General features: G+C 68.7%; 21 protein-coding genes. 12 read left to right on the top strand and 9 right to left on the bottom strand.

Annotation, left to right across the window (positions count from 1 at the left end):
• From accC to scpA, 4 genes are read right to left on the bottom strand one after another with little or no spacing between them, the layout of a single operon-like run.
• Window positions 1-2001 (bottom strand): acetyl-CoA carboxylase biotin carboxylase subunit, encoded by a 2001-nt coding sequence (gene accC / locus LRS03_RS00870; protein ID WP_257823426.1) that lies wholly within the window; start codon window positions 1999-2001, stop codon window positions 1-3.
• 20 nt (window positions 2002-2021) lie between these two features.
• Window positions 2022-3554 carry an acyl-CoA carboxylase subunit beta gene (locus tag LRS03_RS00865; RefSeq protein WP_257823425.1) on the bottom strand — a complete coding sequence of 511 codons (1533 nt, stop codon included), beginning with the start codon at window positions 3552-3554 and terminating at the stop codon, window positions 2022-2024.
• A 9-nt stretch (window positions 3555-3563) separates the two neighbouring features.
• A complete protein-coding gene (gene meaB, locus LRS03_RS00860) occupies window positions 3564-4523 on the bottom strand; it encodes a methylmalonyl Co-A mutase-associated GTPase MeaB (RefSeq protein ID WP_257823424.1) in 960 nt (319 codons plus the stop codon).
• 26 nt (window positions 4524-4549) lie between these two features.
• Window positions 4550-6706 carry a methylmalonyl-CoA mutase gene (gene scpA / locus LRS03_RS00855; RefSeq protein ID WP_257823423.1) on the bottom strand — a complete coding sequence of 719 codons (2157 nt, stop codon included), beginning with the start codon at window positions 6704-6706 and terminating at the stop codon, window positions 4550-4552.
• Between the two features lie 182 nt (window positions 6707-6888).
• Between scpA and LRS03_RS00850 the strand changes: the two genes are divergently transcribed.
• The 3 genes from LRS03_RS00850 to LRS03_RS00840 are packed head-to-tail and all read left to right on the top strand — an operon-like array spanning window position 6889 to window position 8683.
• Window positions 6889-7566, top strand: coding sequence for a GntR family transcriptional regulator (locus LRS03_RS00850; RefSeq protein ID WP_257823422.1), 678 nt, complete (start codon window positions 6889-6891; stop codon window positions 7564-7566).
• A gap of 14 nt (window positions 7567-7580) precedes the next feature.
• On the top strand, window positions 7581-8096 hold the full coding sequence (locus LRS03_RS00845) for a dihydrofolate reductase (RefSeq protein ID WP_257823421.1): 516 nt from the start codon (window positions 7581-7583) through the stop codon (window positions 8094-8096).
• 11 nt (window positions 8097-8107) lie between these two features.
• Window positions 8108-8683 (top strand): DUF4337 domain-containing protein, encoded by a 576-nt coding sequence (locus tag LRS03_RS00840; protein WP_257823420.1) that lies wholly within the window; start codon window positions 8108-8110, stop codon window positions 8681-8683.
• A 75-nt stretch (window positions 8684-8758) separates the two neighbouring features.
• On the opposite strand, the gene LRS03_RS00835 is transcribed toward LRS03_RS00840, so the two are convergent.
• Window positions 8759-9310 (bottom strand): hypothetical protein, encoded by a 552-nt coding sequence (locus tag LRS03_RS00835; RefSeq protein ID WP_257823419.1) that lies wholly within the window; start codon window positions 9308-9310, stop codon window positions 8759-8761.
• 299 nt (window positions 9311-9609) lie between these two features.
• Between LRS03_RS00835 and LRS03_RS00830 the strand changes: the two genes are divergently transcribed.
• Complete coding sequence (locus LRS03_RS00830) at window positions 9610-10011, top strand: response regulator transcription factor (protein WP_257823418.1); 402 nt, start codon at window positions 9610-9612, stop codon at window positions 10009-10011.
• Window positions 10012-10098: 87 nt separating this feature from the next.
• Here LRS03_RS00830 and LRS03_RS00825 read toward each other — a convergent pair whose 3' ends face one another.
• On the bottom strand, window positions 10099-10731 hold the full coding sequence (locus LRS03_RS00825; RefSeq protein WP_257823417.1) for a response regulator: 633 nt from the start codon (window positions 10729-10731) through the stop codon (window positions 10099-10101).
• Between the two features lie 57 nt (window positions 10732-10788).
• Between LRS03_RS00825 and LRS03_RS00820 the strand changes: the two genes are divergently transcribed.
• The 5 genes from LRS03_RS00820 to LRS03_RS00800 all read left to right on the top strand — a co-directional run bounded on the left by LRS03_RS00820 (window position 10789) and on the right by LRS03_RS00800 (window position 14007).
• On the top strand, window positions 10789-12156 hold the full coding sequence (locus LRS03_RS00820) for a CHASE3 domain-containing protein (protein ID WP_257823416.1): 1368 nt from the start codon (window positions 10789-10791) through the stop codon (window positions 12154-12156).
• Window positions 12157-12351: 195 nt separating this feature from the next.
• Window positions 12352-12516, top strand: coding sequence for a DUF1328 domain-containing protein (locus LRS03_RS00815; protein WP_257823415.1), 165 nt, complete (start codon window positions 12352-12354; stop codon window positions 12514-12516).
• A 60-nt stretch (window positions 12517-12576) separates the two neighbouring features.
• A complete protein-coding gene (locus LRS03_RS00810; RefSeq protein WP_257823414.1) occupies window positions 12577-12966 on the top strand; it encodes a hypothetical protein in 390 nt (129 codons plus the stop codon).
• A gap of 73 nt (window positions 12967-13039) precedes the next feature.
• Window positions 13040-13420: a phage holin family protein gene (locus LRS03_RS00805; RefSeq protein WP_257823413.1), complete on the top strand. Its 381-nt coding sequence runs from the start codon at window positions 13040-13042 to the stop codon at window positions 13418-13420.
• On the top strand, window positions 13417-14007 hold the full coding sequence (locus LRS03_RS00800; RefSeq protein ID WP_257823412.1) for a hypothetical protein: 591 nt from the start codon (window positions 13417-13419) through the stop codon (window positions 14005-14007). The genes LRS03_RS00805 and LRS03_RS00800 overlap by 4 nt, the downstream gene beginning before the upstream one ends.
• Window positions 14008-14036: 29 nt before the next feature.
• Here the strand turns inward: LRS03_RS00800 and LRS03_RS00795 are convergent, their stop codons facing one another.
• From LRS03_RS00795 to LRS03_RS00785, 3 genes are read right to left on the bottom strand one after another with little or no spacing between them, the layout of a single operon-like run.
• Window positions 14037-15464, bottom strand: a complete 1428-nt coding sequence (locus LRS03_RS00795) for a phospholipase D-like domain-containing protein (protein ID WP_257823411.1) — start codon at window positions 15462-15464, stop codon at window positions 14037-14039.
• Entirely contained in the window at window positions 15461-16774 is a 1314-nt protein-coding gene (locus LRS03_RS00790) for a PQQ-dependent sugar dehydrogenase (RefSeq protein WP_257823410.1), read from the bottom strand. The genes LRS03_RS00795 and LRS03_RS00790 overlap by 4 nt, the downstream gene beginning before the upstream one ends.
• Window positions 16775-16776: 2 nt before the next feature.
• A complete protein-coding gene (locus tag LRS03_RS00785) occupies window positions 16777-16935 on the bottom strand; it encodes a DUF3309 family protein (protein ID WP_257823409.1) in 159 nt (52 codons plus the stop codon).
• Window positions 16936-17131: 196 nt separating this feature from the next.
• On the opposite strand from LRS03_RS00785, the gene LRS03_RS00780 reads away from it, so the two are divergent.
• The 3 genes from LRS03_RS00780 to LRS03_RS00770 are packed head-to-tail and all read left to right on the top strand — an operon-like array spanning window position 17132 to window position 26069.
• Window positions 17132-17389, top strand: a complete 258-nt coding sequence (locus LRS03_RS00780; RefSeq protein ID WP_257823408.1) for a hypothetical protein — start codon at window positions 17132-17134, stop codon at window positions 17387-17389.
• A complete protein-coding gene (locus tag LRS03_RS00775; protein WP_257823407.1) occupies window positions 17389-21366 on the top strand; it encodes a hypothetical protein in 3978 nt (1325 codons plus the stop codon). The genes LRS03_RS00780 and LRS03_RS00775 overlap by 1 nt, the downstream gene beginning before the upstream one ends.
• Window positions 21267-26069 carry a glycoside hydrolase family 94 protein gene (locus LRS03_RS00770; RefSeq protein ID WP_257829348.1) on the top strand — a complete coding sequence of 1601 codons (4803 nt, stop codon included), beginning with the start codon at window positions 21267-21269 and terminating at the stop codon, window positions 26067-26069. The genes LRS03_RS00775 and LRS03_RS00770 overlap by 100 nt, the downstream gene beginning before the upstream one ends.

Genomic DNA, 26069 nt, shown 5'->3' with positions numbered 1-26069 from the left:
TCACTCGAATTTGAGGATGACCTGATCGACGGCCAGGCTCTCGCCCTTGCTCGCCGCCACCTCAGCCACCACGCAGTCTTGCGTGGCCGTGAGGATGTTTTCCATCTTCATCGCCTCGATGACCGCGAGCTTTTCGCCCGCCATCACCTTCTGCCCCTTCGTCACCGCCACGTCGACCAGGAGGCCGGGCATGGGCGAGAGCAGGAATTTCGACAGGTCGGGCGGCGCCTTGAACGGCATCAGCGCGTTCAGCTCGGCCGCACGCGGGGTGAGCACCTTGGCCTCGATCTGCGTGCCGTTGTGGGCCACGCGGTAGGCGAGGCCCATGCGTTCGATCTGCGCGCAGAAGGGCTCGCCGTCGAAGGTGCCGCGGATCACGATGTCGCGCAGCGGGGTGACGAAGGCGATGCGGCTCGTCTTGCCGCCCATCGTCACCTCGAAACCACCGCCCTGCTTTTCCACCTTGACCGGCACCTGCTCGGTCTTGCCGCCACCGAGGTCGGTGACCACCACGAAGTCGGTGCCGATCTCCATCTCATGCCCCGGCAGCTGGCCGCTGATGCGGCTCGCACGCTCCAGGTGCTTGCGGTTGGCCACCGCGGCCAACGCCCGCAGGAACATCGGGTCGTCGTGCGGCACGGCTTCGGCGGTGAAGCCACGGCCGTAGTGCTCGGCGATGAAGCCGGTGTTGAAGTTGCCGCCCACGAAATCAGGGTGCGCCAGCAGCGCCGCCTGGAAGGGGATGTTGGAGTTGATGCCCCGGATCGCAAACCCGTTCAGCGCCTCGCGCATCTTGCGGATGGCCTCCAGCCGGTCCTTCCCGTGCACGATGAGCTTGGCGATCATCGAGTCGTAGTACATCGGGATCTCGCCGCCTTCGTAGACGCCGGTGTCCACGCGCACGCCGCCTTCCTCGGGCGGCGGAGCGTACTTCACCAGCCGCCCGGTGGAGGGCAGGAAGTTGCGGAACGGGTCTTCCGCGTTGATGCGGCACTCCATCGCCCAGCCGTTGCGCTGGATCTCGTCCTGCTTGAAGGGCAGCTTCTCGCCAGCCGACACGCGGATCATGAGTTCCACGAGGTCGAGCCCGGTGATGCACTCGGTGACCGGGTGCTCCACCTGCAGGCGGGTGTTCATCTCGAGGAAGTAGAAGCTCTTGTCCTTGCCGACGACGAACTCCACCGTGCCAGCCGACTGGTAGTTCACCGCCTTGGCGAGCGCCACCGCCTGCTCGCCCATCGCCTTGCGCGTGGCGTCATCGAGGAAGGGGCTCGGCGCTTCTTCGATCACCTTCTGGTGGCGGCGCTGGATGGAGCATTCGCGCTCCCACAGGTAGACGGTGTTGCCGTGCGCATCGCCCAGCACCTGGATCTCGATGTGGCGCGGCTCCTCGACGAACTTCTCGATGAAGACCCGGTCGTCGCCGAAGCTGTTGCGCGCCTCGTTCTGGCAGGCGGTGAAGCCGTCGAAAGCTTCCTTGTCGCTGTAGGCAACACGCAGGCCCTTGCCACCGCCACCGGCGCTCGCCTTGATCATCACCGGGTAGCCAATCTTCTTGGCGATCTCGACCGCTTCCTTCGCGCCCGCAATGGCCGCGTTGTGGCCCGGGATGGTGTTGACGCGCGCCTCGGCCGCGAGCTTCTTCGACGCGATCTTGTCGCCCATCGCGGCGATGGACGCATGCTTGGGGCCGATGAAGACGATGCCTTCTTCTTCCACGCGGCGCGCGAATTCCTCGTTCTCGCTGAGGAAGCCGTAGCCCGGATGCACCGCTTGCGCGCCGGTCTGCTTGCAGGCCGCGATGATCTTGTCCATCACGAGGTAGGACTCGCGCGAGGGCGGTGCGCCGATGTGCACCGCCTCGTCGGCCAGCTCCACATGACGTGCATCGCGGTCGGCATCGGAGTAGACGGCGACCGTCTTGATGCCCATCTTCTTCGCGGTCTTGATGACGCGGCAGGCGATTTCGCCACGGTTTGCGATCAGGATCTTGGTGAACATGTTCTTGTGCTCCGTCGCGCTCAGAGGGGAATGTTGCCGTGCTTGCGCCACGGGTTCTCGACTTTCTTGTTGCGCAACATCACCAGGGACCTGCAGATGCGCTTGCGCGTCTCGTGCGGCTGGATCACGTCGTCGATGAAGCCGCGCGCGCCGGCGACAAACGGGTTGGCGAACTTGGCCTTGTACTCGGCTTCGCGCGCCGCGAGCTTCACAGGGTCGCTCTTCTCCTCGCGGAAGATGATCTCGACCGCGCCCTTGGCGCCCATCACCGCGATCTCGGCGTTGGGCCAGGCGAAGTTGACGTCACCCCGCAGGTGCTTGGAGGCCATCACGTCATACGCACCGCCGTAGGCCTTGCGGGTGATGACGGTGATCTTGGGCACGGTGCATTCCGCATACGCGTAGAGCAGCTTCGCGCCGTGCTTGATGATGCCGCCGTACTCCTGGCTCGTGCCCGGCATGAAGCCCGGCACGTCAACGTAGGTCACGATGGGAATATTGAACGCATCGCAGAAGCGCACGAAGCGTGCGGCCTTGATGCTGCTCTTGATGTCGAGGCAGCCGGCGAGCACCAGCGGCTGGTTGGCCACCACGCCCACCGTCTGGCCTTCCATGCGGCAGAAGCCGATCACGATGTTCTGCGCGTAGCCCGGCTGCAGCTCGAAGAACTCGCCGTCGTCGGCGCATTTGACGATCAGCTCCTTGATGTCGTAGGGCTTGTTGGGGTTGTCGGGTACCAGCGTGTCGAGCGACAGGTCGATGCGGTCGGCCGGGTCGTGGCTCGGGCGCACCGGCGCCTTTTCGCGGTTGTTGAGCGGCAGGTAGTTGTAGAAGCGGCGCAGCATCAAGAGCGCATCGACGTCGTTGTCGAACGCGAGGTCGGCCACGCCGCTCTTGGTGGTGTGGGTGGTGGCGCCGCCGAGCTCCTCCGACGTCACCTCCTCGTGCGTCACCGTCTTCACCACCTCGGGGCCGGTCACGAACATGTAGCTGCTGTCCTTCACCATGAAGATGAAGTCGGTCATCGCCGGTGAGTACACCGCGCCACCCGCGCTCGGGCCCATGATCATGCTGATCTGCGGCACCACGCCCGAGGCCATCACGTTGCGCTGGAAGACTTCGGCATAACCGCCGAGCGAGGCCACGCCTTCCTGGATGCGCGCACCGCCCGAGTCGTTGAGGCCGATGACGGGCGCGCCGACCTTCATCGCCTGGTCCATCACCTTGCAGATCTTCTCGGCGTGCGCTTCGCTGAGCGCGCCGCCGAAGACGGTGAAGTCCTGGCTGTAGACGAAGACGAGGCGGCCGTTGATCATGCCGTAGCCGGTCACGACGCCGTCGCCGGGCACCTTCTGCTCCTGCATGCCGAAATCGTGGCACCGGTGCTCGACGAACATGTCCCACTCTTCGAAGGTGCCTTCGTCGAGCAGCAGCTCGAGGCGTTCGCGCGCAGTGAGCTTGCCCTTGCCGTGTTGCGCGGCGATGCGTTTCTCGCCGCCGCCCAGGCGCGCCGCGGCGCGCTTCTTTTCGAGCTGTTCGATGATGTCGTGCATGGTGTTTCTCTAGCTTCGGGTGAACAGTTGGAGGAGCGAACGCGCCGCAGCCGACGGCGCGACACGGGATTCGTTGACGTCTTTCAGCACCGCGGGCAAGGCGCGGCGCACGTCGGGGTGGCGGCGGAAGTCGCCGAGCAGCGCGGCATGGATCAGGTCCCACATCCAGGCCTGGCCCTGGTGCTGGCGGCGCTGGGCGAACTCACCGCTCGCACGGCGATGCTCGACGAGGCCCTGCACCTTCTGCCAGAAGGCGTCCACGCCCTCGGCCTTGAGCGCACTCAGCTTGAGCACGCGCGAGGGTGCGCCATCGCCGTGCCCCGCCTGGCCGAGCAGGCGCAGTGAGCTTGCGATCATGGCCTCGGCCCGCGTGGCGGCGTCGACATCGAGGTCGGCCTTGTTGATGACGACGAGGTCGGCCAGCTCCATCACGCCACGCTTGATGGCCTGCAGGTCGTCGCCCGCATTGGGCAGCTGCATCAGCACGAAGAGGTCGGTCATGCCGGCGACCGCGGTCTCGCTCTGGCCGACGCCCACCGTTTCGACGATCACCACGTCGTACCCTGCCGCCTCGAAGACGAGCATCGCCTCGCGCGTCTTCTCGGCCACGCCACCGAGCGTGCCCGACGAGGGACTGGGGCGGATGTAGGCCGAGGCGCTGGCCGAGAGCTGCTCCATGCGCGTCTTGTCGCCGAGGATGGAGCCACCCGAGAGGCTGGACGACGGGTCGACCGCGAGCACCGCCACGCGGTGGCCTTGCGCGATCAGGTACAGGCCGAGTGCTTCGATGAAGGTCGACTTGCCCACCCCCGGCACACCCGAGATGCCGAGCCGCAGTGCGTGGCCTGTGTGGGGCAGCAGCGCATTCAGCAGCTCGTCGGCACGCAGGCGATGGTCGGCGCGGGTCGATTCGAGCAGGGTGACGGCCTTGGCCAGCGCACGCCGGTCGGCCCGGCGCACGCCCTCCATCAAAGCCTGATCGGCGAGCCCACGGATCAGGCCTTGGCGATCTGCGCCTTGATCTTCTCGAGCACGTCTTTTGCGCTCGCGGGGATGGGCGTGCCCGGGCCGTAGATGCCCCTCACGCCGGCCTCGTAGAGGTAGTCGTAGTCCTGCCGCGGGATCACCCCGCCGACGAAGACCACGATGTCGTCCGCGCCGTGCGCCTTCAGCGCTTCGATGATGGCGGGCACGAGCGTCTTGTGACCAGCGGCGAGCGTGGAGACACCCACCGCATGCACGTCGTTCTCGATGGCCTGGCGCGCGCACTCTTCGGCCGTCTGGAAGAGCGGGCCCATGTCGACGTCGAAGCCGAGATCGGCGAAGGCGGTGGCGACGACTTTCGCGCCGCGGTCGTGGCCGTCCTGCCCGAGCTTGGCGATCATCACGCGCGGGCGGCGGCCCTGCTCTTCGGCGAAGGCGGCAATCTCGTGCTGGAGCTTTTCCCAGCCTTCGGCACTGTCGTAGGCAGCTGCGTACACACCGGTCACCTTTTGCGTGTCGGCGCGATGGCGCCCCCAGACTTTTTCGAGTGCATCGCTCACCTCGCCCACGGTCGCGCGCGAGCGAATCGCCTTGATGGAGAGATCGAGCAGATTGCCCGCGCCACTTTCGGCGCATTGCGTGAGCGCGTCAAGCGCGGCCTGAACAGCGCGTGCGTCGCGCGTCGCGCGGATCTTCTGCAGGCGCGCCACCTGCGCATCGCGCACCGCGTGGTTGTCGATGTCGCGCGCTTCGATCGGGTCTTCTTCCTTCAGCCTGTACTTGTTGACGCCGACGATGACGTCCTTGCCCGAGTCGATGCGCGCCTGCTTCTCGGCGGCACTCGCTTCGATCTTCAGCTTGGCCCAGCCGCTCTGCACGGCCTTGGTCATGCCGCCCATCGCCTCGACCTCTTCAATGATGGCCCACGCCTTGTCGGCCATGTCCTGGGTGAGCTTCTCCATCATGTAGCTGCCGGCCCAGGGGTCGACCACGTTGGTGATGTGCGTCTCTTCCTGGATGATGAGCTGCGTGTTGCGGGCGATGCGGGCCGAGAAGTCGGTGGGCAGCGCGATGGCCTCGTCGAACGAATTGGTGTGCAGCGATTGCGTGCCACCGAACACCGCGGCCATCGCCTCGATGGTCGTGCGCACCACGTTGTTGTACGGGTCCTGCTCGGTGAGGCTCCAGCCCGAGGTCTGGCAGTGCGTGCGCAGCATCAGGCTCTTGTCGTTCTTCGGGTTGAACTCTTTCATGATGCGCCACCACAGCAGGCGCGCGGCGCGCATCTTGGCCACTTCCAGATAGAAGTTCATGCCAATGGCCCAGAAGAAGCTCAACCGGCCCGCGAAGTCGTCGACGTTCAAGCCCTTGGCGAGTGCCGTCTTCACATACTCGCGGCCATCGGCCAGCGTGAAGGCGAGTTCGAGCGCCTGGTTCGCGCCCGCCTCCTGCATGTGATAACCCGAGATCGAAATCGAGTTGAACTTCGGCATCTTTTTCGCCGTGTACTCGATGATGTCGCCGATCACCCGCATGCTCGGCTCGGGCGGGTAGATGTAGGTGTTGCGGACCATGAACTCCTTGAGGATGTCGTTCTGGATGGTCCCGCTCAGTTGGTCTTGCGCCACGCCCTGCTCTTCGGCCGCGACCACGTAGCCCGCGAGCACCGGTAGCACGGCGCCGTTCATCGTCATGGACACGCTCACCTTGTCGAGCGGGATGCCGTCGAAAAGAATCTTCATGTCTTCCACCGAGTCGATGGCGACACCCGCCTTGCCCACGTCGCCGGTCACGCGAGGGTGGTCGCTGTCGTAGCCGCGGTGGGTGGCGAGGTCGAAGGCCACGCTCACGCCCTGGCCGCCGGCGGCGAGCGCGCGGCGGTAGAAGGCGTTGCTTTCCTCGGCGGTGGAGAAGCCGGCGTACTGGCGGATCGTCCACGGCCGCACCGCGTACATCGTGGCTTGCGGGCCCCGCACGAAGGGTGCGAAGCCCGGCAGTGTGTCGGCATACGGCAGACCCTGCACGTCGGCCGCGGTGTAGAGCGGCTTGACGGTGATGCCCTCGGGCGTGACCCAGTTCAAGGCCTCAACGTGACCGCCAGGGGCCGACTTGGCCGCCGCCTTGTGCCAGGCGGCGAGTGCCTCGGGGGTGAGCTTGTGATCGGACATGGCTGGAACCGGTGGTTTCTCGACTGAAGGGCGCGGGCCTTGCGAAGGTGTGGGTGACGGCGGCGATCAGGGTCTATCCGGGGTCGAGACGACTCAAAAAATACCCAACCCGCCGTAATTCAAAATTGAATTATATCTACAATACCGGTCACAGCCAACCCACCACCGCTGCCCACCCCTTCATGTCCACCTCCACTGCGATCCGCCCTGCCACGGCCTCCGGCTCGTCGCGCCTGCGCGAAAGTGCCCTCTACGAACAGGTGGCCGAGCGCCTGCGCGCCCGCATCCTGGCCCACACGCTGCCGCCCGGCAGCTGGATCGACGAGCAGTCGCTGGCCGCCGAGTTCGGCATCAGCCGCACGCCCCTGCGCGAAGCGCTCAAGGTGCTGGCCGCCGAAGGCCTGGTCACGATGAAGATGCGGCGCGGGGCCTACGTCACCGAGGTGTCGGAGCGCGACCTGACCGAGGTCTACCACCTGCTCGGGCTGCTGGAGGCCGACGCAGCCGCCACCGTGGCCCGCAGCGCGACCGACGCCCAGCTGGCCGAGCTGCAGGCGCTGCACGACCTGCTGGAGCGCAGCGTCGCCGACCGCGACGCCTTCTTCCGCGCCAACGAGCAGTTCCACCTCAAGCTCCTGCACATCGCCGACAACCACTGGACGCAACAGATGGTGGGCGACCTGCGGCGCGTGATGAAGCTCAACCGGCACCAGTCGCTCTTCAAACAGGGGCGCATCGAGGCCTCGCTCGACGAGCACCGCCAGATCATGCAGGCGCTCAAGGCACGCGATGCGGCCAAGGTGAAGCAGCTGATGGAGCAGCACATCCGGCAGGGTCGCGAGGCGGCCACCCTGTCCTGACAGAATCGCGGCCCATGCCGCACATCGCCCGCCCCCCGCTCAGCCTGATCGCCGCCGTGGCCCGCAATGGCGCCATCGGCCGCGACAACCAGCTGCTCTTTCGCATCCCCGGCGACCTGCCGCGCCTGAAGCGCCTCACGCTGGGCCACCCGGTCATCATGGGCCGCAAGACCTGGGACTCGCTGCCCCCGAAAAACCGGCCGCTGCCCGGCCGCCTCAACATCGTGGTCACGCGCAACCGCGACTGGCGCGCCGAGGGCGCCGTCACCGCACACAGCCTCGAAGAGGCGCTGCAGCACACCCGCGGCGCCACGCAGGCCTTCGTGATCGGCGGCGCCGAGCTGTATGCCCTCGCGCTGCCCTACGCCGACCGCCTGGATCTGACCGAAGTGGACCAGGACGCCGAGGGCGACGCCTTCTTCCCCGCGTGGAAGCGCGAAGAATTCCTGGAGACCGGACGCGAGCCGCACCCGGCCAGCGAGTCGGCCCCGTTCGACTACGCCTTTGTCACCTACCAACGAAAACGCTGAGGAGAAGCACGATGTCTGGAGGAGGTTTTCACGTCCACGGCCCGCACGACCACGAACTGGAGCATGCGGCCCAGCACGAGCCGGCCGGTATGGCGGGGCAACTGGCGGTGATCACCGCCATCCTCGCCACGGTGGGCGCGATGTTCGCGTACATGGGCGGGGCTACGCAGGCCAACGCCGGCCTCTACAAGAACACGGCGGCCATCAAGAAGACCGAAGCCTCCAACCAATGGAACTACTACCAGGCCAAGAGCAACAAGCAGAACCTGGCCGAACTCGCCATCGAACTCGCGCCTGAGGCGAGGAAGCCCTTCTACACCGACGAGATCAAGCGCTACAAGCAAGAGAAGGCCGAGATCATGGCCGAGGCGAAGAAGCTCGACGCCGAGTCGGCCGAGTGGGACAAAAAAAGCGATGCCCAGATGCACGAGCACCACCGCTGGGCACAGGCCACGACCGCCCTGCAGATCGCCATCGCGCTGGCGGCCATTGCGCTCCTCACCAAGAAGCGATGGCTCGAATACGCGGTGCTCGGGGTGAGCGCCATCGGCGTGGCCCTCGGCGGCATGGCCTGGCTCCACCTCTGACCACCCACCACCCGCCCGCCCATGAAAAAGGCCCGCGTTCAGCGGGCCTCTTTGCATGAGGGGACCGTCGCCCGATCAGGACTTGCCGTTCTGTGCCTTCGCGTTGGCGATACAGGCATCCTTGGCGTCGCCCGAGAGTGCGTCGCACTTTTCCTTGGCGAGCTTGTAGTTGGCGTCGCGCTTGTCGTCGGGCGCATCGGCGCGGGCGCTCTGCGACTTCTTGGCAGCCTTGATGTCGGCCATTGCCTTCTCCTTGGTGGCCTTGGCTTCCTTCACGCAGACGTCCTTGTCGTTGCCGGCCTTGTCGTCGCACTTTTCCTTGGCCACCTCGTAGGCGGTGTCGGCCTTGACCTTGGCGAGCTTCTCCTGGTCGCTGGGCTTGCCGCTCAGGCTGGCATCCAGCTCGGCCTTGGCCACTTTTTCCTTGGCCTTGGCTTCCTGCACGCAGACGTCCTTGGCGTTGTCCTTCAGCGCATCGCAGGCGGCCTTGTCGGCCTTGTAAGCGGCTTCGACGCGCTCTTTCTCGGCCTTGTGCTGTGCCTTGTCGAGCGCCAGTGCCGAGTCCATCGGAAGGGCCAGCGCAGCAGCAGCCAACAGGGAGAACTTGAATTGCGAGGTTTTGGTCATGGGGTGCTCCTCATGGCGGTTGAAAGTGACGGCAGTATGGGCAGCGGGCCCATCCCCGCCCACCAGACAGCACCGGAAGCGCCTGTAGTGCGAGTCCTACGGAGGACAAGATGCACACGGGTGCCAGGGGAGAACGAGAGATCGGTTTGTAGGCATCGTCCGACAACGCGTTGGGGTACCGGCACATGGCGTTGCACACCGATACGTCGCACACTCGCGTGAACATGCAAGTTCTCTCTCCCGTCAGCAGCGGTGAAACGTCCGCCCCGGCTCCTGACAACCAAGAAGGGTCGCCGTCCATGCATCCGCTGAGGGCGTACATCGTCGAAGACAGCCAGGTCATCCGCGACAACCTCATCGCCACGCTCGAAGAGCTGGTGCCTGTCGAGGTGGTGGGCCATGCGGAAGACGAAGCCACGGCCGTGCAGTGGCTGAAGGGACACGCCGGCGACGCCGACCTGGTGATCGTCGACATCTTCCTGAAGTCGGGCTCGGGCTTGGGCGTACTCAAGGTCACCCACGACATGCCGGCGCGCCGCAACGTGGTGGTGCTGAGCAACTTCGCCACGCAGGACATCCGGCGCAAGTGCCTGGAGCTGGGAGCCGACAAGGTGTTCGACAAGTCGAACGAGATCGATGCGCTGATCCTCTACTGCACCCGCCTGGCCGGTGGCGAGACCGGCCACGGGGCCTTGATGTAAGCCCCTCGCCTGACGAGTACGTCAGCCGATCCCCCGAGGGGATATCGTCCCGGCTTGGGAGCGGCCCGCCGCTCTCCCTTCAAATCACTATTGAATGAGGCCGTTCTTGAGCGCGTAGTAGGTCAGATCGCTGTTCGACTCGAGCTTCATCTTCTCCATCACCCGCGTGCGGTAGGTACTGACCGTCTTCACGCTGAGCGACATGCTGTCGGCCATGTGGCTGATGGTCTCGCCCTTGGCCAGCCGCAGGAAGACCTGCAGTTCGCGCTCTGACAGTTGCTCGTGCGGCGGCTTGTCGCCACCGCCATTGAGCCCGTCGGCCAGGCGCTCGGCCACGCCGGCGGTGATGTACTTGCGGCCGCGTGCCACGGTGCGGATCGCTTTCACGATCTCCTCGGGGTCGCAGTCTTTGTTGAGATAACCGCTCGCCCCTTGCCGCAGCAGGGTCGTCGCGTAGTGCTCTTCGGGAAAGCCGCTCAGGATGAGCACCGGCAGGTCGGGCGCGCGGGCCTTGATGCCGGCGAGGGCATCGACGCCGCTCTGGTCGGGCATGGAGATGTCGAGCACGATCACGTCGACCTCTCCGCCTCGCACGATGTCGAGGGCTTCACGGCCGTTGTTCGCTTCGGCCACGACCGAAAAGTCAGGCTGATCGGCAAAGAATTGCTTCAGGCCCGCTCGAATCATGGCATGGTCATCAACGATGGCAATTCGAATCATGGTGTGCCTCTGTTGCTCCTCAACGATGATCACATGTTATCGGACGAAAACCAAAACATGAGCGTCTACAAGGTCCTCACACGAAACCCCGTTGTCTTTCCTCTTGCGTGTCTTGCCGTGCTGGCGATGGTCGCGGTCACCGAGACCTCGTACTGGCGTTCGGCCGGCAAGCTCGAAACCCTCACCGAGGTGGGCGCAGCCCGCACGGCGGTACAGGAGCTGGCCCAGTCGATCCTCGATGCCGAAGCGAGCCAACGCGGCTACCTCCTCACGCGTCGGGAGGAGTACCTGCGACCCTACGAACGTGCGCTGCGGGAGATCGACCATTCGTTCAAGTTCCTTCACCACTACTACCAGAAAGACGACAACTCCACCGCCGTGCTCGCCAAGCTGCGCACGGCCGTCGACGGCAAGGTGTCGGAACTGACCGAAACCATGCGCCTGCAACGTGAGGGCAAAAATGATGCCGCGATGGAGCTGGTGCTGTCCGACATCGGCCGGGAAAAGATGGATGCCGTGCGCCAGCTCACCCAGGAACTCTTCGCCCGCGAAAGCGCCAACGTGGCGATCGGCCGCGAAGACGTCAACCAGACGCTCTGGCTCGGCCGCGTGGGCGTGATGGTGCTGAGTGCCCTCGGGCTGCTCTCGCTCTTCATGTACCTGCGCCAAACCTCGGCGCTGCAGGCTCAGCGCGAGCAGCAGAACGCAGAGCGCCAGCGCCTGATCAGCGCCGAGCGCGACCGGCTGGAACAAGTGGTCACCGAGCGCACCGCCCAGCTTGTCGAATTGACCGATCACCTGCAGACCGCCCGGGAAGACGAGCGCCACCGCCTCGCACGCAACCTGCACGACGAACTGGGCGCCCTGCTCACCTCGGCCAAGCTCGATGCGGCACGCATCCGTTCGCGCCTCACCGGTGCCGCGCCCGAGGCGCTCGACCGCCTCAACCACCTGGTCGAGACGCTCAACAGCAGCATCGCCCTCGGCCGCCGCATCATCGAAGACCTGCGCCCCTCCACGCTGAGCAACCTCGGCCTCGTGCCCACGCTCGAAATCCTCGGGCGCGACTTCGCCAACCACTCGGGCCTGCAGGTGCATTCGACGCTCGAGCCGGTGAAGCTGCCGCCCGACGCGCAGCTGGTCGTCTACCGCCTGGTGCAAGAGGCCATCACCAACATCGCCAAGCACGCGCAGGCCAAGCAGGTGTGGATCACGCTGCAGGCACGCGAGGGCCAGGCCCATGTGTCGGTGCGCGACGACGGCGTGGGCTTCGACCCTGCGCAGCAGCCGCGCTCGACCTTCGGGCTCATCGGCATGCGCTACCGGGTGGCCGCCGAAGGGGGCCAGTTCAGGCTGCACTCGGCGCCCGGCCAGGGCACGCGCATCGAGGCCACACTGCCCGAAACGCCCCCGGCTGCCGCCTGACGGCAGCCCGCTGGCAGCCCGCTGCACACAGGCGCAAGGCCTGTCAGCGGCCTCCTACGCCGCGTCGCTCGCTCCCCCGACAGTGCCTAGGCGGTGCGGCCTATCGCCGTGCCGCGGGGGCACACCCACACTGCCCTCCATCGCAGCAAGGGCTGCGAACCCGAGAAGACTCATTCCATCTACAAGGAGCAACTCATGCTGCATTACGCCGTCGTTTTCTTCGTGATCGCTCTGATCGCGGCACTGTTCGGTTTTGGCGGCATCGCCGCTGGGGCCGTGGGCATTGCCAAGATCCTGTTCGTCGTGTTCGCGGTGCTGGCGGTCGCGAGCTTCCTCTTCGGTCTGCTGCGCAAAGGCTGAAGGCCTCGTCGCGCAATCGCCCAGACATCCACGTTCAACCCCCACGGAAGGAACTCCACCATGTACACGAAGAACCCCTCTGACCTCACCGCCACCCCCAGCACGATGGCCGACCAGGCCGCCGGCAAGGCCGACCAGGCCATCCGCTCGACGCAGCGCGTGGCCCACGATGCACTCGACGGCCTGTCCGACAGCGTGAACAGCGCCACCGGCCGTGTCTCGCCGCTCATCGACAAGGCCACCGAGCAGGCCACCGCCTTCGCCCAGCGCAGCATGGACGCCGTGCGCCAGACCTCGCAGCAACTGCGCGACAAGGCCATGCACGCTTCGGACACCACCGCCAGCTACATCCGCAACGACCCCATCAAGTCGGTGCTGATCGCCGCCGCCACCGGCGCCGCGCTGATGGCCCTGGTGAGCCTGCTGAGCCGTTCGCGCCACCACGAGTAAGGCACGCACCACGCCACCGCCTCGCCGCCCGCTCACATGCGGGCGGCTTTCTTTACCCAGGAGCGAGACCGACATGCACCCGCTGTTGCACCTCATCGTCCGTGAACCCAACCTGCTGGCCGATCACGCCGGCGCCTATGCCGAACTGCTGGGCGAAGAGATCGGCGTCGCATCCGTCCAGTGGAAACGCAAGGCATTGCTGAGCGCCGTGGCGCTGTGCAGCGCCGGCGTTGGCGCGGTGCTGGCCGGCGTGGCGCTGATGCTGTGGGCGGTGATCCCCCCGGAGAACCTGAACGCACCCTGGGCGCTGATCGTGGCGCCGCTCGTGCCGCTGGGTCTCGCGGCCGGCTGCTGGGTGGCGTCGCAAAACGACACCGGCCCGCGCGCCTTCGAGCAGATGCGCCGGCAACTGGCAGAAGACGCTGCCATGTTCAAACAGGCGAGCGCATCATGAACCACGAACTCGACGACCCCCGCCTGCCGGCGGTCGAACGCCTGGCCCTCACGCGCCAGCGCCTGCGCGTGGCGCTGCATGAGCTGAGCGCACCTCCCGACGCCTCGCAGGACGAAGGGCCTTCGGTGCTGATGACGGCGTTGATGGCGATCCCCGGCGTCAACGTGGTCGTCGATGCCGTGCGCAACTGGTGGTCGCAGCACCCTCTGCACCTGGCCACGCTGGTGGCCGGCAACAGTGCGCGCAGCGCCATGGCCCCGCTCGCGCGCCGCAGCCCCTATGGCCTGATCCTCGCCGCGGCCGCGATCGGCGGGCTGCTGTACTGGATCAAGCCCTGGCGCGGCCTGCTCAAGCCGGCGCTGCTGGCCGGCATCCTGCCGCATCTGGTGTCGCGCGCGATGGAGCACGTGCCGATCGAGTCTTGGGTGTCGGCGGTGTCGACGTTCGCGGCCGAGCGCATGCGCCCCGGCAGCGGCCCGGTTCCCGACCCTGCATCGCCTGCCGCCGCGGAGACGGCCGCCACCGGCACCCCCGCCGCTGTGGCCGATCCGGACCCAGCGCGCCCACCCGCCAGCAACCTGCACTGATGGGCCGCGGGGCTTCGGCCCCGCGCCGTTCAGAGCCAGTACTCCCAGATCGACGCGAAGGTCTCCTTCATCCGGTCCTGCAGCGGCCGGCGCTTCCACTCCGTGAGGGTCACGGGCTGCGAGGCGGCCAGGTCCTTGGCGAAGACCGCCTCCATCTGCTGGCCGAAGTCGCCCCCCAGCACCACCGCGTTCAGCTCGTCGTTGTGCAGGAAGCTGCGCCAGTCGAGGTTGGTCGAGCCGACGGTGGCCCACACGCCATCGATCACCGCGGTTTTGGAGTGCAGGATCACCCCGCGCCGTTCGTAGATCTTCACGCCCGCCTTCAGCAGCGAGGTGTAGAAGCGCCGCCCGGCGTGAAAGATCAGCCACGAGTCGGTCTGGCTCGGCAGGATGAGCGTCACGTCGACGCCGCGACGCGCCGCCGATTCGAGCGCTGCGAGGAACTGCGGGTCGGGGGCGAAATAGGCCATCGTGATGTGCACGCTGGTCTCCGCCGCGCCGATGGCCGACAGCAGCGTCGCGTAGATCAGGCTGAAGGGCTCGTCGGGCGAGCTGCCGATCGCCCGCACGATCTGGTTGCCCACCTGCTGCAGCGGCGGGAAGTACTGCCGCTCGGGCAGCGGCGCGCCCTTCTGCTTGGCCCACGTGCTGAGGAAGAGCCGCTGGTACTCGGCGACCACCGGACCCTGCAGGCGCACGTGCGTGTCGCGCCATGCCTTGCCGTCCTTGCCCGGCGCCGGGCGGCCCGAGCTGCCCCCGCTGCCACTGCCACCCGAACGGCTGAACGACCCGCTGGAGTAGACGCTGCTGATGTTGATCCCGCCCAGGAACGCCACCTTGCCGTCGACGATGAGCAGCTTGCGGTGGTCGCGCTGGTTGATGTCCCAGCCTTTGCGCGCGTTCTTCGGGTTGACCGGGTTGAACTCCAGCACCTTGATGCCGGCGTCGGTCATGCGCTTGAAGAATTCCTTCGGCGTGAAGAGAGTGCCCACGCTGTCGTGGATCACGTTCACCTGCACACCCTTCTTCTGCTTGGCGATCAGCGCGTCGGCAAAACGGCGGCCCACTTCGTCGTCGTCGAGGATGTAGGTCTCGAGGTTGATGTGGTCGCGGGCCGATTCGATGGCCGCGAACATCGCGGAGTAGGTGGCCGGGCCGTCCTGCAGCAGCGTGGCCTGGTTGCCCACGGTGAGCGGGCTGCCGACCACCGCCTCTTCGATGGCCAGGTGCCGATCGAAGATGCCGGTGTCGGGCGCTCGTGCCGCGAGCTTCGCCAGCACCGCCTTGCTCTGCTCGGGCGACAGCGGGCCGCGGGCGCCGTCGAGCTGCGGCTTGGCCGGTGCCGCCGCCAGCACCGCCTCGGGCTCGAAGGTCGGCAACGTGCTGCAGGCGCTCACGCCCACCAGCACGGCAAGGGCCAGGCGGTTCGGCCGCCACCGCGGTCGCAGCGCGCTCATGGCACGGCGGCGCTCACGCGCCACACCACGTTGCCGGCGTCGTCGGCCACCAGCAGCGCGCCCTGGCGGTCGAGTGCCACGCCCACCGGGCGGCCGTGCGCCTTGCCGCTCTCCTCATCGAGAAAGCCACTCAGCACGTCGACCGGCGGTCCCGACGGCTTGCCGTCCTGGAACGGCACGAACACCACCTTGTAGCCACTGGGTGGATTGCGGTTCCACGAGCCGTGCTGCCCGATGAACATGCCTTGCGCAAACGGGGCCGGCAGCGTGGTGCCCCCCGACCACGCCAGACCGAGCGAGGCGGTGTGCGGGCCGAGCGCGTAGTCGGGCACCAGCGCGCGGGCCACGAGGTCGGGGCGCTGGGGTTTCACGCGCTCGTCGAGGTGGCCGCCGAAATAGCTGTAGGGCCAGCCGTAGAAAGCGCCGTCACGAATCGAGGTGAGGTAGTCGGGCACCAGGTCGCTGCCGAGTTCATCGCGCTCGTTGACCACCGTCCACAGCATCTGGGTCGTGGGCTCCCAGGCCATGCCGTTGGGGTTGCGCAGGCCGGTCGCGTAGAGGCGCTTGGCCCCCGTGGCCGCATCGACCTCCCAGATCGCAGCACGCCCTGCTTCCACCTCCATGCCCTTCTCGGCCACGTTGCTGTTGGAGCCGACGGTGGCGTAGAGCTTGCGACCATCGCGGCTGGCGATCAGGCTCTTGGTCCAGTGGTGGTTGAGCGTGCCACCCGGCAGGTCGGTCAGGCGCGACGGCGCGGTGTCGATGCGGGTGCTGCCCGGGGTGTAGGTGAAGCGCTGGATCGCGTCGGTGTTGGCCACGAAGAACTGGTCGCCGACCAGCGCCATGCCGAACGGCGAATTCAGGTCCTGAAGGAAGACCGAGCGCACGTCGGCCACGCCGTCGCCGTTGGTGTCACGCAGCAGGGTGATGCGGTTGGCACTCGGCGTGGCCGCCCCGGCGCGCTTCATCATCAGCTTGGTCGCCCAGCCCTTGAGGCCCTTGTTCGCATCGGGCCGCGGCGGTGCATTGCTCTCGGCCACCAGCACGTCGCCGTTGGGCAGGACGTGCAGCCAGCGAGGGTGGTCGAGCTGGCTTGCGAACACGTTGACCCGCATGCCCGGTGCGGCAACCGGGCCCCGACCGGCCGGCCAGGGCTCGACCTTGGCGACCTTGACGGTGGGGATCAGCGTCTTGTTGGGCGCCGGCAGCTCCGGCTGCGGGCCGGTGCCGGCCGAAACGGGGAGCTTGGCGGTGTCGCCACAGCCGGCGAGCACCGCCGCCAGCAGTGCTACCGCTGCCACACGGCACATGGCTAGATCCGTCCCATCAGCAGCAGCACGATCACGATGATCAGCAGCAGGCCGACGCCGCTCGTCGGCCCGTAGCCCCAGCCGCGGCTGTGGGGCCAGCTGGGGAATGCGCCCACCAGCAGCAAGATGAGCACGATGAGCAGGATGGTGCCGAGTGTCATGTCGTCCTCCAAGACGTTGGTATGAGGTTGACGCGATCGTGCTCATGCCCACAGCGGGGCACCATCAGCCCCGGGCGGCTTTGGGTGTGGGCCGCGGCCTACAGCGACGTCGACCGAGACGCCGTGCCGTTGTCCGTGTAGGCCCCGTCTGACAGTGGGTGCAGCGCCCGTCCGATGGGCGGTTGGCTGGCTGGGGGTGACCATCGACAACATGACGAACCGCCACCCCGCCACGCCTTTCTGGAGCACCGCATCGTTCGGTGACAGCACGGACACCACGCCGGTGGAGCTGTCGGGCCTGAGCGAGCACCTCGTCTCCTGCAAAGGCGTCAACGGCCGGCTCTTCACGATTCAGTGCCTGGCCGAAGCCGCTGACCGCTTCATCGCCGCCCGGCTCGTGACAACGCTGGTGGTGGCCGCCTTTCTGATAGGGGTCACTGCACTGGTCATGTGATGGCCACCCGAGCGCTGGAGCGACTGCTGCCAGAGGCGCCCCGGGCCCTGCTGAACATCCTCGACGGCGAGCGTGGCCCGGTGCTGGCACCGGTGCGCGCCGAGCTTTTCGGTGCCGAGCGCTTCGCGCAGCACGCGCGAAGCCTGGCCGACAGCCACCGGGCCGAGCGCGCCCACTGGCGCTCGACGACCTTCTTCCCGCGGCTGCGCCACAACATCGCGGCGCTGCGCGAAGCCCACCAGTACATCGGCATGCAGGCCGAGAGCGGCTACGACATCAGCCCCGCGGGTGAATGGCTGCTCGACAACTTCCACCTCATCGAAGCGCAGCTCAAGGCCATCCACGAAGACCTGCCGCGCCGCTACTACCGCAACCTGCCGCTGCTGGTGGAAGAGCCGCTCGCCGGGCTGCCGCGTGTCTACGGCCTCGCCTGGGCCTTCGTCGCCCACACCGACGGCGCCTTCGACGAAGACCTCGGCCTGCGCTTCCTCACCGCCTATCAGCAGGCGCGCGAGCTGCAGCTGGCCGAGCTGTGGGCCCTGCCCACCACGCTGCGCGTGGTCCTGATCGAGAACCTGCGGCGCCTGGCCGAGCGGGTGGCCACCCACAAGGCGGCGCGCGAGCTGGCCAACCTCTGCAGCGACCGGCTGCACACCTTCTCGATCGCCTCGCTCGACGAGCTGCTGGCCGAGCTCGACCGGCGCGGCGTCGGCCGCACCTTCCTCGGCCAGATGGCGCAGCGCATGACCGACCTGCAGCGCACCGCCGACCCGCTGGCGCTGCTGCCCTACCAGCACTGGGTGCAGGCCGCCCTGCCCGACGTCGCCAGCCAGCGCGCGCAGCAGGCCGCCGACCAGGCTGCCGACAACCTGAGCGTGAGCAACGCGGTCACCTCGCTGCGCACCATCGGCGACGCCGACTGGCCCGACATCATCGCCCGCAGCTCCACCCTGATGCAGCTGATGCTCGGCTCGCCGCTCTTCGCCGCAGAGCACACCGCCACGCGAGACCAGACGCTGCACGGCATCGAGCGCCTCGCACGGCGCTGCGGCCGCAGCGAGACGGAAGTCGCCCGCACGCTGCTCTCGCTGATGCGCAGCAGCGACCCCGACGAGCCCGACACCCCGGTCGCCCTGCACTGGCTGCAGGGCCCCGGCCGCCCGCGCCTGCTCGAAGCGCTGAAGCTGCGCGAGGACACCCGCACCGCCTGCCTGTCGCAGGCGCGCCAGCTCGCGCTGCCGCTCTACCTGGGCGCTCTGCTGGCGGCCGTGATCGTGCTGGTGCTGTCGATGTTCGCGTTGACGCCGCCGCTGGCCAAACCGTCGCTGCTCTTCGCCACGTTGGCCGCGCTGCTGATGCTGTTCCCGGCGTCCGAGGCGGTGGTCGCGGTCATCAACCGGCTGGTCAGCGAGTCGGTGCGGCCCGAGCACCTGCCACGCCTCGCGCTGCACGACGGCATCCCGCCCGAGCACCGGGTGATGGTGGTCATTCCTTGCCTGCTGACGAGCGACGACGGCATCGCAGCGCTCGCGCACCGCCTGCAGCTGCACCACCTGGCCAACCCCGAGCGGCATGCGCAGTTCGCGCTCCTCAGCGACTGGGCCGACGCCGAGGCCGCGCACATGCCCACCGACACGCCGCTGCTGCGCGACGCGGCGACCGCCGTGCGTGCGCTCAACCAGCGCCACCCCGCCGCCGAGGGCGACCCGCCGCGCTTCCTGCTGCTGCACCGCGAGCGCGAGTTCAGCAACACCGAACAGAGCTGGATCGGCTGGGAGCGCAAGCGCGGCAAGCTGGAACAGCTCATTGCCGCACTGGCGCGCGGCGAGCGTGGCCCCTTCCTCGACCTCGGCGCCGAATCGCAGATCGCGCCCGGCACCCGCTACCTGCTCACGCTCGACAGCGACACCCAGCTGCCACCCGGCCGCCTGCGCGAGCTGGTCGGCGTGGCGGCGCATCCCCATCACGCGCCGCAGCTCGACCCCCAGGGCCTGCGCGTGGTGCGCGGCTACAGCATCTTCCAGCCCCGCATCGCCACCCCCTTGCCGGCACCGCAGGAGACCACCGCCTTCCACTGGCTCTACGCCGGCCAGCCCGGGCTAGACCCCTACAGCACGCCCAGCTCCGAGATCTACCAGGACGTGTTCGGCGAAGGCACCTACACCGGCAAGGCGCTGCTCGACGTGCACGCCCTGCACGCCGTGCTGCACGACAGGTTGCCCGAAGGCCTGGTGCTGAGCCACGACCTCATCGAAGGCTCGATCGCACGCTGCGCCGCGGTGACCGACCTCGCCCTGATCGAAGACGCGCCGGTGCATGCCGACGCCGCGGCCGCCCGCATCCACCGCTGGATGCGCGGCGACTGGCAGCTGCTGCCGATCTTCGCGAGCCCTCGCCTGTACCCGATGCGCGGCGTCAACCGCTGGAAGGTGTTCGACAACCTGCGCCGCTCGCTGGTGGCGCCGGCCGCGCTCGCGCTGATGGCGCTGGTGCTCGTGCGGCCGGTGGTCTCGCCCTGGGCGGCATTGGCGCTGGTGTTCGCGGCCTTCGGCGCCGGGCCGCTGCTGGGCGCCATCGCCGGCTTCGCACCCAGCCGCGACAGCATCGCCGTGCGCCACTTCTACCGCGGTGCGGCGCTGTCGCTCGCGCGCTCGCTGCTCGGCGCCTTGTGGCACGTGGGGCAGCTGCTGCACCACGCCCTGATGGCGGCCGATGCGATCGTGCGCTCGTTGCACCGCATGTTCGTGAGCCGCCGCTGGCTGATGCAATGGACGACGTCCGCCAGCGCGCAGGCCTCGGCCGAGACCGACCTGCGCCAGATCGCGCACGCGCACTGGAAGACGCCCACCGCCGCGGCGGTGCTGCTGGCCTTGCTGCTGATCGCGCGCACGCCGATGCCCGGCCTGGCGGCGCTGCTGTGCGCGATCTGGGCCGCCTCGCCGGTGTGGACGTGGTGGGTGAGCCGGCCCCGCCCCGCCCGCGAGGAGCAGGCGCTGCCGCACGAGGACCAGGTGCGGCTCGAACGCATCGCCCGCGATACCTGGCGCCTCTTCGAGCGCTGCGTCGGCCCGCAAGACCGCCACCTGCCGCCCGACAACCTGCAGACGCTGCCGCACGACATGGTGGCGCACCGCACCTCGCCCACCAACATCGGCCTGTACCTGCTCTCGGCCTGCTGCGCCCGCAGCTTCGGCTGGATCGGCAGCGTCGACCTCGCCGAGCGGCTGGAGGCCACGCTTGGCACGCTCGCCACACTCGAGCGCCACCGCGGCCACTTCCTCAACTGGTACGACACGCAAAGCGGCGCCACGCTGCTGCCGCAGTACGTGTCGACCGTCGACAGTGGCAACCTGTGCGGCCACCTGCTGGCGGTGGCGCAGGCCTGCCGCGAACTGGCGCCCCACCCGCTCGACCTGCACGCGGCGCAACGGGCCGCGCATGCCTCGCGGGCCCGCGTCTCGCCGCTGCTGCAGCAGCTGCCCGAGAGCTCTTCCCCGACAACGGCGTGCACCACAGCACCCGGCCGCTGGCCCGCCTCCTGGCCATGCCGAGCCCGCTCGACGAAGCGCAGCACCGCCCGGCCGACTTCGGCCTGCTGCTGCGCGATGCCCGAGACGAGCTGCATGCCTGGGTGCCCGAGGCCACCGCCACCACCGTGCCAGCCAAGCCCACCCTGCACGACGAACTGGCGTGGCAGCTCGGCGACCACCTTGCCACGCTCGAATCGGCGCTGCGCGACATCGACGCGCGGCGCCAGGTCGACACGCTGCGCGAGCGGCTGCTGGCACAGGCCGAGCGCTGCGAGCAGCTCGCCTGGAGCGCTGACTTCGGCTTTCTCTATCACCCCAAGCGCCACCTCTTCCACATCGGCTACCGCGTGGCTGAAGGGCAGCTCGATGCCGGCTTCTACGACCTGCTGGCCTCGGAAGCACGCCTCACCAGTCTGCTCGCCATCGCCAAGGGCGAGGTGCCGGTGAGCCACTGGGCCTCGCTCGGGCGGCCGTTCTATGCGGTCGGCGCGCAGGCCGGGCTGCGCTCGTGGTCGGGCTCGATGTTCGAGTACCTCATGCCGAGCCTCGTGCTCGACGAACCGCACGGCAGCGTGCTGCGCGACGCCGCCATCGCCGCCGTGCACGAGCAGATCGACTACGCGCGTGCGCATGCCGTGCCCTGGGGCATCTCGGAGTCGGCCTATGCCGGGCGCGACCACACGCTCGCCTACCAGTACGCGCCGCAGGGCGTGCCGCGCCTCGCCTTCCGCCGCACGTCGGCCGAGGAGCTGGTGATCGCCCCCTACGCCACTGCGCTCGCCTCGCTGGTGGCGCCACGGCTCGCCGCGGCCAACCTCGCGGCACTCGAAGCGCTGGGCGCACGCGCACGCTACGGCTACATCGAGGCGCTCGACTTCACGCCCGCGCGCCTGGCCGCCGGCGAGCCGTATGCGCCGGTGTCGACCTTCATGGCGCACCACCAGGGCATGAGCATCGTGGCGATGGCCAACCTGCTGCTGGGCGGCGTGGCCAAACGCTGGGGCATGGGCAACCCACGCATCGAGGCGGTGGCCACGCTGCTGCACGAGCGCGCGCCGCACGAGGTGTCGCGCCTGTACGAGCCGCTGGCCGTGCCGCCGCCGGCGACGGCACGGCGCACGCCGGCGCTGCTGCGCGAGCTGAGAGCTTCGGGCACGAGCGCGGTGGAGCCGACGCACCTGCTGTCGAACGGGCGCTACAGCGTGTCGCTGCGCCCCAATGGCGCCGGCTGGAGCCGCCGCGGCCAGACCGACATCACCCGCTGGCGCGACGACGCGCTGCGCGATGCCCACGGCAGCTTCTTCTACCTGCGGCTGCCTCATCCACGACAGGACTCGCCGCCGCTGGTCTCGCTCACCCAGCACCCGGCGCCCGACCCAAAGGCGTGGTATCGCGCCGTCTTTCACGCCGACCGGGTGTGCTTCGATGCGGCATGGAGCACGGTGCAGGCCCATGCCACGGTGTGGGTCAGCCCCGAAGACGACATCGAGTTCCGCCAGGTCGAGCTGCGCAACCTGAGCAGCGAGCCGTTGGAGCTGGAGCTGATCTCCACCTTCGAGCCGACGCTGGCCGACCCGCGCGCCGACGAGGCGCACCCGGCGTTCTCCAACCTCTTCATCCGCGCACAGTGGCTCGCCGCCGAAGAGGCGCTGCTCTTCGAGCGCAAGCCACGGCTCGTCACCGAGACCGGGCTGCAGGCGGCGCACTTCCTCGCCGAGCACGATGCGCAGGTCACCGGGCTTCGCGTGCAGACCGATCGGCTGAAGTGGCTCGGCCGCAACCACGACGCCGTGCGACCCCAGGCCGGGCTGCAGGACCTGCCGCACACCGAACACCCCGAGACGCCGGTCACGCTCGACACAGGCCTCGACCCGGTCTGCGCGCTCGCGGTCACGCTGCGCCTGGCACCGAACGGCAAGGCGCAGCTCACCTTCGCCACCGCGGCGTCCGACTCGGCGGCCACGCTGCGCGCGGTGATCGACAAGTACCGCCAGCCCATCCATGTGCAGCGGGCCTCGCTGATGTCGGCCACGCTCACCGGCATCCGCCTGCGCAGCCTCAACATCAGCGCCGATACCTTCAACGCCGCCCAGGCGCTCAGCACCGCGGTGGCCTTGAGCCTCACACGCCCACGGCAGGGGCCGCCGCTGGTGGAGCGGCGCGCGGTCGAGCGCATCGACGTGTGCGACCGCAAGCTGCTGTGGCGCTTTGGCATCTCGGGCGACCGGCCGATCGTGCTGGTCTCGGCCGGGCTCACGCAATCGCTCGGGCTGCTGCGCTCGCTCGGCCAGGTGCTGCGGCTGTGGGCGTGGGGGCGGCTGCCCTGCGATCTGGTGATCGTCGATGCGGAGCCGGCGTCGTACCACATGGCACTGCACCGCGAGATCACCGCGCTGCGCGAGCGGCACGACGCCGACAGCGCGGCCCAGCCCGGCCCGCCCTGCACCGGCCTGCACCTGCTGCGCGCCGACGAGCTGAGCGCCGAAGAGATGGGCACGCTGCGCAGCCTCGCGCGCATTCGCCTGCGCGCCGACGGTCGCCCGCTGGTGCACCACGTGCAGGAGTGGATCGCGCAGCACGACGCGGCCGACGATGCACGAAGCGCCGTGCCCCGCCCGGCGGTGCCGATGGCGCGCCTGCCGCAGGCGCCGGTGGCGGTGACGCACGGCCGCTTCGACGACGGCGCGCACGAGTTCCGCTTCGAGGCCAGTGCGCGCACGCGCCCGCCGCGGCCGTGGATCAACGTTCTGTCGAACCGCGGCTTCGGCGGCCAGCTCTCCGAGGCGGGCGGCGGCTACACCTGGGCGGTGAACAGCCGCCTGCATCAGCTCACCGGGTGGTCGAACGACCCGGTGTCCGACCCGCCGTCGGAATGGTTCCTGGTGCAGGACGCGAAGACCCGCGACGCCTGGAGCGTCACCCCGTCGGCCTGGGGCGACGAGCGCATCACCTATCACGTGCAGCACGGGCAAGGCTATTCGATGGTCCGCCACCAGCGCGGCGACCTGGCCATCGCCGCCTCGTGGTGCGTCGATGCGAAGACCTCGGTCAAGCAGGTCTGGCTGCGCCTGGAGAACCGCGGCACCCGCGCGCAGGTGCTGCGCCTGGCCGCCATCGCCGAATGGGTGATGGGCGCCGGCCGCAGCGAGCGTGGCACGGTGTACACCGCGCTGCACACGTCAGCCCACGGGTTGGCCCTGCTCGCCACGCAGGCCGATCGCACCGCCGGCTACGGCGATGGCACCGCCTTCCTCGCGATGCGCTGCGCCGCCGCACCGACCGATCCGAGCGATGACAGCAGCGACTGGACCTGCGACCGGCGCGAGTGCTTCGACGCACGAGGCCGGCTGGTGCTGCCCGAGCGCCTGGCCCGCCAGCACGGCACTGGCCTCGACCCTTGCGCGGCGCTGATCACACGCATCACGCTCGACGCCAGCGCCACGCAGGACCATGTGTTCCTCATCGGCCATGCCGCCACGCCGGCAGCCGCACGCGAGCTGGCCGACGCCGCCCTGCAGGTGCCGCCGCGCCAGCGCCTGGACGAGGTGCTCACGCAATGGGATGAGCTGCTCGGCGCCACGCGCGTGCACACGCCCGACCCGCTCTTCGACGCGCTCGTCAACCGCTGGCTGCTCTACCAGGCAGTGGCCTGCCGCCTGTGGGCCAAGGCCGGCTTCTACCAGGCCGGTGGCGCCACCGGCTTTCGCGACCAGCTGCAAGACGCGATGGCGCTTGCGTGGCCCGCACCGGCGATGCTGCGCGAGCAGATCCTCGTGGCGGCCTCGCGCCAGTTCCCCGAGGGCGACGTGCAGCACTGGTGGCACGCACCCGCCGGCGCCGGCGTGCGCACGCATTTCTCGGACGACCTGCTGTGGCTCGCGCATGCGTGCTCGCACTACCTGGAAGCCACCGGCGACACCTCGCTGCTCGATGAGGCCGTGCCCTTCCTCGAAGGCGACCCCATCCCCGAGGGTGCGGAAGACGCGTACTACACGCCCACCGTCAGCAGCCAGGCGGCGAGCGTCTACGAACACGCCGCCCGCGCCATCGACCGCAGCCTGACCCACGGCGCGCACGGCCTGCCGCTGATGGGCACCGGCGACTGGAACGACGGCATGAACCGCGTGGGGCACGAAGGGCGTGGCGAATCGGTGTGGCTCGCGTGGTTCCTCTGCCGCATCGTCGACGACTTCGCGCCGGTGGCGCGCGAGCGTGGCGACACGGCCCGGGCCGAGCGATGGGAAGCGGCCGCAAGCGCGTGGCGGCGCGCCCTCGACGCCGAGGCCTGGGACGGCCAGTGGTTCAAACGCGCCTTCTTCGACGACGGTTCGCCGCTGGGCTCGCAGGTCAACCGCGAGGGTCGCATCGACCTCATCGCCCAAGCCTGGAGCGTGCTCGCCAACCGAGACAGGAGTTCCGAACCCAGCGCGCGCTCGCGCAGCGCGATGACCGCCGCCGAAGAGCTGCTCGTCGACCACGACGCCGGGCTCGTCAAGCTGCTCGATCCGCCGCTTGCGAGCGCCAGCCCGAGCGCCGGCTACATCCAGGCCTATCCACCGGGCGTGCGCGAGAACGGCGGGCAGTACTCGCACGCCGGCGTGTGGGCGCTGATGGCGCAGGCGCGACTCGCCACGAGCGGTGACGGCACACCCGACCTCGCCGAGCTGCCCTACCGCTACTTCTGCTACCTGAGCCCGGCCCACCGCGCACACCACCCGACGCTCGGCGAGGCCTACGCGATCGAGCCCTATGTGATGGCGGGCGACGTGTACACGCAGCCACCCTACGTCGGCCGTGGCGGCTGGAGCTGGTACACCGGCGCCGCCGCCTGGCTGCACCGTGCGGCGATCGGCTCCATCCTCGGCCTCGATCTGCGCGCCGACACGCTGAGCGTGCGCCCGTGCCTGCCGTCGCACTGGCCGCAGGCCGAGCTGACGCTGCAGCGCGACGGGCGGCGACTGCGCTTCACGCTGCTGCGCGGCAGCATGGTCGCGGCGCGCGCGATGGCCACCGCAACGAGCGCACGTCTGCTTGCGGTGGGCGAGGAGGTGGCCTGGCGCGAACTGCCGGCCGACATGGCCTTCGTGGTGCCGCTCACCCCGGCGGCCGAAGTCCTCGCACCACTCGCCGCGAGTGCGCTCCACAAATGA

The sequence above is a fragment of the Rhizobacter sp. J219 genome (genome assembly GCF_024700055.1).
In the GTDB taxonomy this organism is placed as follows: Bacteria; Pseudomonadota; Gammaproteobacteria; order Burkholderiales; family Burkholderiaceae_C; genus Rhizobacter.
The sequence above is the reverse complement of the archived record's forward strand: the minus strand, read 5'-3'. Positions and strand labels throughout refer to the sequence as shown.